The 6,798-nt window shown below is 33.6% G+C and carries 10 protein-coding genes; 8 read left to right on the forward strand and 2 right to left on the reverse strand.

What is annotated here, in order from left to right; genetic code table 11:
• The first annotated feature begins 90 nt into the window (after positions 1–90).
• The 8 genes from AKG39_RS20985 to AKG39_RS14450 all read left to right on the forward strand — a co-directional run bounded on the left by AKG39_RS20985 (position 91) and on the right by AKG39_RS14450 (position 5,743).
• A complete protein-coding gene (locus AKG39_RS20985; RefSeq protein WP_479714964.1) occupies positions 91–615 on the forward strand; it encodes an AAA family ATPase in 525 nt (174 codons plus the stop codon).
• 3 nt (positions 616–618) lie between these two features.
• Positions 619–1,017, forward strand: coding sequence for a hypothetical protein (locus AKG39_RS20990; protein WP_479714965.1), 399 nt, complete (start codon positions 619–621; stop codon positions 1,015–1,017).
• A 55-nt stretch (positions 1,018–1,072) separates the two neighbouring features.
• A complete protein-coding gene (locus AKG39_RS14425; RefSeq protein WP_050741110.1) occupies positions 1,073–1,720 on the forward strand; it encodes a 5-methyltetrahydrofolate--homocysteine methyltransferase in 648 nt (215 codons plus the stop codon).
• 28 nt (positions 1,721–1,748) lie between these two features.
• The gene (locus AKG39_RS14430) at positions 1,749–1,931 is read left to right on the forward strand and encodes a hypothetical protein (RefSeq protein ID WP_050741111.1); all 183 of its coding nucleotides are present in this window, start codon (positions 1,749–1,751) and stop codon (positions 1,929–1,931) included.
• A complete protein-coding gene (locus AKG39_RS14435; protein WP_050741112.1) occupies positions 1,921–3,186 on the forward strand; it encodes an MFS transporter in 1,266 nt (421 codons plus the stop codon). The genes AKG39_RS14430 and AKG39_RS14435 overlap by 11 nt, the downstream gene beginning before the upstream one ends.
• Positions 3,146–3,811: a hypothetical protein gene (locus tag AKG39_RS14440; protein ID WP_050741113.1), complete on the forward strand. Its 666-nt coding sequence runs from the start codon at positions 3,146–3,148 to the stop codon at positions 3,809–3,811. The genes AKG39_RS14435 and AKG39_RS14440 overlap by 41 nt, the downstream gene beginning before the upstream one ends.
• Positions 3,812–4,005: 194 nt before the next feature.
• Positions 4,006–4,551 (forward strand): hypothetical protein, encoded by a 546-nt coding sequence (locus AKG39_RS20535; protein WP_050741114.1) that lies wholly within the window; start codon positions 4,006–4,008, stop codon positions 4,549–4,551.
• Entirely contained in the window at positions 4,514–5,743 is a 1,230-nt protein-coding gene (locus tag AKG39_RS14450; RefSeq protein ID WP_242852625.1) for a hypothetical protein, read from the forward strand. Before AKG39_RS20535 ends, AKG39_RS14450 begins: the two co-directional genes overlap by 38 nt.
• A 357-nt stretch (positions 5,744–6,100) precedes the next feature.
• On the opposite strand, the gene AKG39_RS20995 is transcribed toward AKG39_RS14450, so the two are convergent.
• A complete protein-coding gene (locus AKG39_RS20995) occupies positions 6,101–6,427 on the reverse strand; it encodes a DUF1638 domain-containing protein (RefSeq protein ID WP_479714966.1) in 327 nt (108 codons plus the stop codon).
• Positions 6,381–6,722: a DUF1638 domain-containing protein gene (locus AKG39_RS21000; RefSeq protein ID WP_479714967.1), complete on the reverse strand. Its 342-nt coding sequence runs from the start codon at positions 6,720–6,722 to the stop codon at positions 6,381–6,383. The genes AKG39_RS20995 and AKG39_RS21000 overlap by 47 nt, the downstream gene beginning before the upstream one ends.
• Between the last annotated feature and the right edge of the window lie 76 nt (positions 6,723–6,798).

Genomic DNA, 6,798 nt, shown 5'->3' on the forward strand with positions numbered 1-6,798 from the left:
ACGAAATAGGAACATCTAAGATATTTCCAGAGCGTATATATGAATAACATAAATATTGCTATGGTGTGTAATTGAATCGAAAGGAATATTATGAAAGAAATTGATCAAAAACTCATTGAACAAGGGATTCGAAAAAGTCTTTTAGATGATGTGGCTTACTTTAAAAAGGAACATGTGTTATGCGAAGAAATAATTGATCGCATCCCTGTGACTAAAGAAATATTTATTGGAAAAGACATTTGGGAAATGAGCATAACTGCAATTTTAGAAGGCGAAAATCTTTTATTGTCAGGTCAAAAGGCGACTGGTAAAAATGTACTAGCTGATAATATTTGTCAATTATTTGGAAGACCTCAATGGAGCACCTCATTTCATGTTAATACTGATAGTGCCAGTCTAATTGGAACGGATACTTTTATTGAAAATGAGGTAAAGCTTCGAAGGGGTTCAGTTTATGAATGTGCAATAAATGGTGGTTTTGGTATTTTTGATGAGATTAACATGGCTAAAAATGATGCACTGGTTGTGTTACACTCGGCATTAGATTACCGAAAAGTAATTGATGTCCCTGGTTATGAAAAAATTCATCTCCATCCAGCAACACGTTTTATATGAACTATGAATTATGATTATGCCGGGACAAAAGATTTAAATGAGGCTTTGGTTTCACGATTTATGACTATTCAGATCCCCCAAATCCGAAAGGAAACGATTCATCAAATTCTCAATATGAATTTTCCCGATGCAAATACTGATTTATTAACTCAGTTTGTTGGCGTATTTTTGGATTTACAAGAAAAAGCAATGAATTCGGAAATATCGACAAAATCTGTTGACTTAAGAGGAATAATTGCAAGCCTGAAAACGATTAGACGTGGTCTTAAACCAGTAAATGCTATTAGTATGGGAATAATTGGAAAAACTTTCGACCAGTATGAAAAAGAAATTGTAATGGATGTGGTTCGGACTCGGATTCGAGATATGTGGGAATCAAATGATGTTTTTCCGCAAAATTAAATCATAAAAAGGTTGCTCATTGATAATTGATGAGCAAAAAGAAAGGTGGTTGAATATGGTTTATGAAATACCACTACGTTTTAATAAGGCTGCTGTTTTTCAACAAATGCATATTTCAAAAGATTCAAATCATTATGATGAGTTTGATAGAGTGTATAAGGAATTGGAGCAAGAAATACCAACTTATGCGATTGCAAAAGGTACCTTTACATTAAACGAGGCAGCAGATATAGGCCGTCTGATTCACGAAGGATTGAGTGAAGTCAGTCATCTCGTTTATGTGGTGCTTACGTTGGGCTCAGAAATTAGTAGTTTCAGTACTAGCTATTTTGAGCAAAAGAACTTTTTAAAAGGTATGATGGTTGACCAAATTGCCGATCAACTTTTGTTCAACGCTTCAGATGACTTTTATCACATTATACGTGAAGAAATTTATCGAAAAAGAAACTTTTCTTTAACAGAACGATATTGTCCGGATGATTATTATATTCCAATACAAAATCAGGCAATTATTCTAGAAAGGGTTGATAATTATGAGTTGGATATTAGTATTACCGAGGGGTATATGTATAATCCACCAAAAACGATGGGTTATGTCTACGGAGCAGATCAAAATATAATTACTGCAGATAAAGACCATGACTGCAAGTTTTGTAGCAATTTCGAATGTGAATTTCGAAGTGATTTTGAAAAAATATGTTGATATCAAAAAGAAAGAAAAGAGGTAAAAAATGAAATCGATATCCTTTGTAAAAGAGAATTGTATTGATGAATATAGAACCATTTTAACCCCTGAAAGGGTTAAAGACTATCTAAAAGAAGGTTTTATTATATACGCTGAAAAAGGTATAGGACAAGGAATTGGCATTGAAGATAAGGTGTATGAGGCAGTTGGTGGACGCCATGTCGAATAGAACAAGAGAACTGATTTATGTCATTTGTCTGACTGGCTTTATTACGATTACATTTGCATTTGGGCGCTATATTTTTTCAATGATTACTCCGGATATTGTGAGCAGCTTAAATATTGACTACGAATTTGTAGGACGTATTAATGCATGTCATCAAGCCGCTTATCTTCTTTTTTCTTTGCTTGGTGGTATTTTATGTAGTTACATTAGTGTGAAGTTCTTGATTTCCTCATCAGTAATCCTGTGTGGTATCAGTGTTTTTGTGCTGGCATTCGTAAATAATCCATGGCTCTTGTTAGTTATTGTAACACTTCAGGGTATTTTTGCGGCAACATCATGGATACCAATGGTAGAGTTTGTTGCCAAGAATATTCAAGAAGATAATCGAGGAAAAAGTCTTGGGATCATTTCGAGTGGAACATCGTTTGGATTAATTCTAAACGGCTTCTTGATTCCCTACATATTAACTAATGATACCTGGCAAACCGTTTGGTTTGTTTTCGGAATTATCAGTTTGCTTTTAGGAGCAGTTGGTGTCTATTGGATCTATAAATTAAAAAGTGCACCTGATTTACAGATTAAAAAAGTCAATAAAAAAGCTGAATACGAAACGGAAAATGTGGCTTTGGGTAATGATGCATCGGGTAAATATATCAAATATTATATCATATTAGTTGCATTGTTGATCTTATCAGGGCTTTATTTGATTCCATTCCAAAGTTATATAGTACCGTTGATGCAAGAAGATTTAGGGCTAAATGAGCAAATGTCTGGACTTGCTTGGAGTATCTTTGGTTTCGTAGGTATTTTTAGTGGTTTTATTGCAGGAGTTTTTGCGGATAAATATTCGGCCAAACGGGCAATGATTATTGCATATGGAATTTCAATTCTATCAATAGCGTCAGTTGTCTTTATTCACAACGGAGCTGCTGCACTTTTTGCTTGTTTTATTTTTGGACTAACATACAATGGCATTTTTGGTTTGCATCCAACCTATGTGGCCAGAGTCTTACCACCAGAAAAAACCGCAAAATTGTTTGGATTGATGAATTTATCATTAGGGGTGGGGTCTATGATAGGGAATTATGCAGGTGGATACATTAAAAAAATGACTGGAAGTTTTTCATTAGCCTATCAATTAATGCTTGTGATGTCTATACTCACTGTTTTGATTTGTATATTCATTAAATCCGATCGAAACGAGGAGGTGCCCTTATATGGAAAAAATCGTCTTGAATCCAATCAAGATAGCGTATGAAATAAATGAAATGGAGGTTTTCAAAGATTTTCACACGGACTCAAAAACATATAAAACAATTATCGAAATAATCGAAAATACTGGTGAAATGATAAAGTCGAGAGCTATTCTAAAATGGTGTAACGTTGAAAAGGTGGAGCAGGGATGTGTAACATTGATGGGACAAACTTTTGTAAGTAAATTATTATTTGATAAATTACGTCAAACAGAAAAAGTGTTCATAAATATTGTTACTGCTGGGGATGAGTTAGATGCTGTAAAAGGAAAATATCCGGCATCAGTGGTTGATATTTTAAAATATGCAATTTTAATGGAAACACGGAATGAAGTGAAAAAATACGTATCTGAAATCTTTGGTTATAAAGATATCGCTGAATTATGTCCAGGTTCCCTTCCGGACTGGCCAGTAGAAAACAACCGCATTTTATTTGAGATAATTAATAATGTAGGTGAGATAGGTGTAACATTAAAAAAAGATTGTTTTATGACTCCATTAAACACTGTTTCAGGTATTTTATATCATGGGGACAAAGATTATATTAATTGCAACCTTTGTGAAAAAATAAGTTGCATTGGAAGGAAGAAACCCTTTAATAAAATCGAATATTTGAGAATTTTCAGTTGAAAGAAAAGAAGGAGATAAAATGGAAGAAAAAATAACCTATAAAGATTGAAGTGAATTTTATGAAAAGTATGTTATTTATTTTAGGTTAATTTTCGTTAATTGCACAAAGGGAACCTTTAGTAGCTGTCTTTGTGCAATATTTTTAGATTTAATACTTATTTCATTTGCAAGTATTTTGAGGGGAGGAATGAGTCATGGCAGAAAATTGCTGGGAATATGAAGATTATGAATTTGACAATCGCGTCATCAATCTAATGTGGACCATTTGTGGTAATTATGAGGCTGAAATGTCAAGAAATGAAAAGACAAATCTCTCAAAAAACGCTGCATTATATTTTGGTATCATAGCAGGTGGCCGTCGTAAATATGTTGACTGGCAGCTAATTAACCAATACGTTGAGTGGAGGAGTTATACCGGGTTTTCCAGGGAAAAACTTCAAACAATTCTTTTACCTGCAATTAATGCTATGGCGATTAATCTCCTATCAGTGGAAAGAACGGGTATTGCCGACATACAAAAAGAAGCCTGTTTAGAGATAATTAATTTACTAAAGTCGCCAATTACTGATTGTTTGTCAGATGAACTTGATTTTTCAGTGTTTGCGATTTTGGCAGGCAAAATCATAACGGAAAGACAGGACATTCGTGAATTAGCATTCGAATTAATAAGTGTAGCAAAAACAAAAGATATTCAATATTTAATTGAAAAAATTGATGAAGTCTATATCAAAATTTTTTAAGATAAGAGAATATATTCCATTTGACATACAAAGCATTTTTGAGAATCACCCTCGATCATTGGTTAAAACTAGACAATTTACTGAAAAAGCTCTAAATTCACTGCTTTCAAATGAAAAAATAAGTGAAATAACAGAACTTGAAAAAACAGTGAATGGAAAGGGACGGACTGAGTTCAGATATGACGACAAAGAACTTGTAGAGGAGCAAAGTCATAAAGTTGAATTCAATTGTGGAGAATCATATCTTAAAGGAGCAGTAGTAAGTAGACTTGAAAGTCGATTATGCAAAGAGGCGCATCGAGATTGTCAGCTTCATTATACAGAAGGATTGATACGTAGTAGAAATAATAATCAAATACGTTTAAAACATGCCCGAAAATGCCTGAAACAGAATCGGTCTGTTTATGAAGAGAAACAGCAAATCTATGTATCAACAATAAATCGATTAAAAAAGTCATTAATACAAACTTTAAAAACAGAACGGTCAAAGTACTCTATTTCCAGTGACTCTGGGACAATTAATGTCCAAAAGTTGTGGCGTGTCGGGCGTGTTCCATCAACTAGACTATTTAAAAGCATGGAAAGCAATAACAAAGGGGAGTATGTTGTTGATTTGATGATTGATAGTAGCCATTCCCAATTTTTGAAACAATCAAAAGTAGCCATTCAAGCTTACATCATTGTACGCGCTATTGTTGAGGCTGGAATTCCTTGCCGTGTAAATGGATTTAATAGTTATATTGATTATACAATTCTTAAACGTTACCGCGATTATGATGATGATTTAAAGCAGAATGAAAATATTTTTGAATATGCCTGTGAGGGATGCAACAGAGATGGTCTTGCAATAAAGGGTGTATGTGATACGCTTTATAAACGGGAAGAGGAGAATAAGATTTTAATTGTCTTAAGCGATGGAAAACCAAATGATATTCATTTAGCTACAAGGAACAGTAGTAAGAAATTTCGTGGAGTAACTTCATATTCTGGAGGTAGAGGTGTTGAAGATACTGCAAAAGAAGTTCGAATTGAGCGACAAAGGGGAATACTAATTCTGGGTATTTTTACTGGGGATGAAAAAGACCTAAAAGCGGAAAAACATATTTATGGCAAGGATTTTATCTTTACTAGAGAACTGAATCATTTTGGAGATATTATTGCTGCTTATTTAAAACGTGTAATTACTAATTGAATTTTTTAGGTTTGTATTTCTATAACATGTTACTAAAAAGAAAGAACTTAAGATATAAAATAAAAGCAAGATCGATGATGTTTAACTTCGGCAAGAACCCAATCTTAAGGTAATGTGAAAAGTAAGCGTTCTTTAAAAACATTTGCAAAAAATAACTACGGCGGCCTGATGGCCGCCATTACTATTTATTATCAAATTTTACAAATTATCTGAACATTAGGATTTTCCGCAAGCAACGGATCAAGAAATGCTTTGTTTTCACAAAATGGAATTGCAGGAAGATATTTAATAAAAACTCGATATAAAAATCCGAATCTTCCTCATCTAACGACTCAGTTATTAGAAGCAACTTACGCGCTATTTTCGAAACATTTCTTCTGTAATATAACCTTCTGGTAGAATGATTAGAAAGCGATCATCTATTATACCATTTAACATATTTAAAATGAGATGAATGTCACCGGAAGTTTCTTCGAGCTGCAAACCCAAACGATCGGCAACGGTAGAACAATCATGTCGCACCCGATCTTCTTCAATTCCAGTATTAATATACATTAGATAACGATAGTTTTTATACATAGCTTTTATTACACGTAAGGCACGTTTTTCTCCATGCTTTTCTTTAATACGGTCATATTCATAACCAGCCCTGCGAAATAAAATAGGATGTTCGTCGCAGTTCATTAACGTCCGGATTATGACAGAGTAAAATTTCGATACAATCTTCAACCTTTGGTAAAATAACAGGACATTGCCGCGCTTGAATACCACATAATGCTTGTCCACAATGGCCATACAAAAGATAAATTACATCAGCGTCAATATGTTTATCAATCGCTGATTGTAGCTTACTATGAAGTGTTTCAGGAATGTTGTGGAGGTGATCCTCTAGCCAGTCGAACTCAAAATCCGATGACTTATCATAATATTTCTCTATTTCCTTCCGGATTACGCTACATCCGATTACTATTTTTTTCACATAGTTACCTCTATTATCTCAGATTAATTTAATTATATTAAAGAAACAATCTAGTGTGTGTTTGGTAAGATAATAG

It is taken from the genome of Acetobacterium bakii, assembly GCF_001263355.1.
GTDB lineage: Bacteria > Bacillota > Clostridia > Eubacteriales > Eubacteriaceae > Acetobacterium > Acetobacterium bakii.

Coding starts and splice junctions, on each gene's coding strand:
- AKG39_RS20985 (WP_479714964.1), top strand. CDS start 91: ATGAAAGAAATTGATCAAAAACTCATTGAACAAGGGATTCGAAAAAGT.
- AKG39_RS20990 (WP_479714965.1), top strand. CDS start 619: ATGAATTATGATTATGCCGGGACAAAAGATTTAAATGAGGCTTTGGTT.
- AKG39_RS14425 (WP_050741110.1), top strand. CDS start 1,073: ATGGTTTATGAAATACCACTACGTTTTAATAAGGCTGCTGTTTTTCAA.
- AKG39_RS14430 (WP_050741111.1), top strand. CDS start 1,749: ATGAAATCGATATCCTTTGTAAAAGAGAATTGTATTGATGAATATAGA.
- AKG39_RS14435 (WP_050741112.1), top strand. CDS start 1,921: ATGTCGAATAGAACAAGAGAACTGATTTATGTCATTTGTCTGACTGGC.
- AKG39_RS14440 (WP_050741113.1), top strand. CDS start 3,146: ATGGAAAAAATCGTCTTGAATCCAATCAAGATAGCGTATGAAATAAAT.
- AKG39_RS20535 (WP_050741114.1), top strand. CDS start 4,006: ATGGCAGAAAATTGCTGGGAATATGAAGATTATGAATTTGACAATCGC.
- AKG39_RS20995 (WP_479714966.1), bottom strand. CDS start 6,427: ATGAACTGCGACGAACATCCTATTTTATTTCGCAGGGCTGGTTATGAA.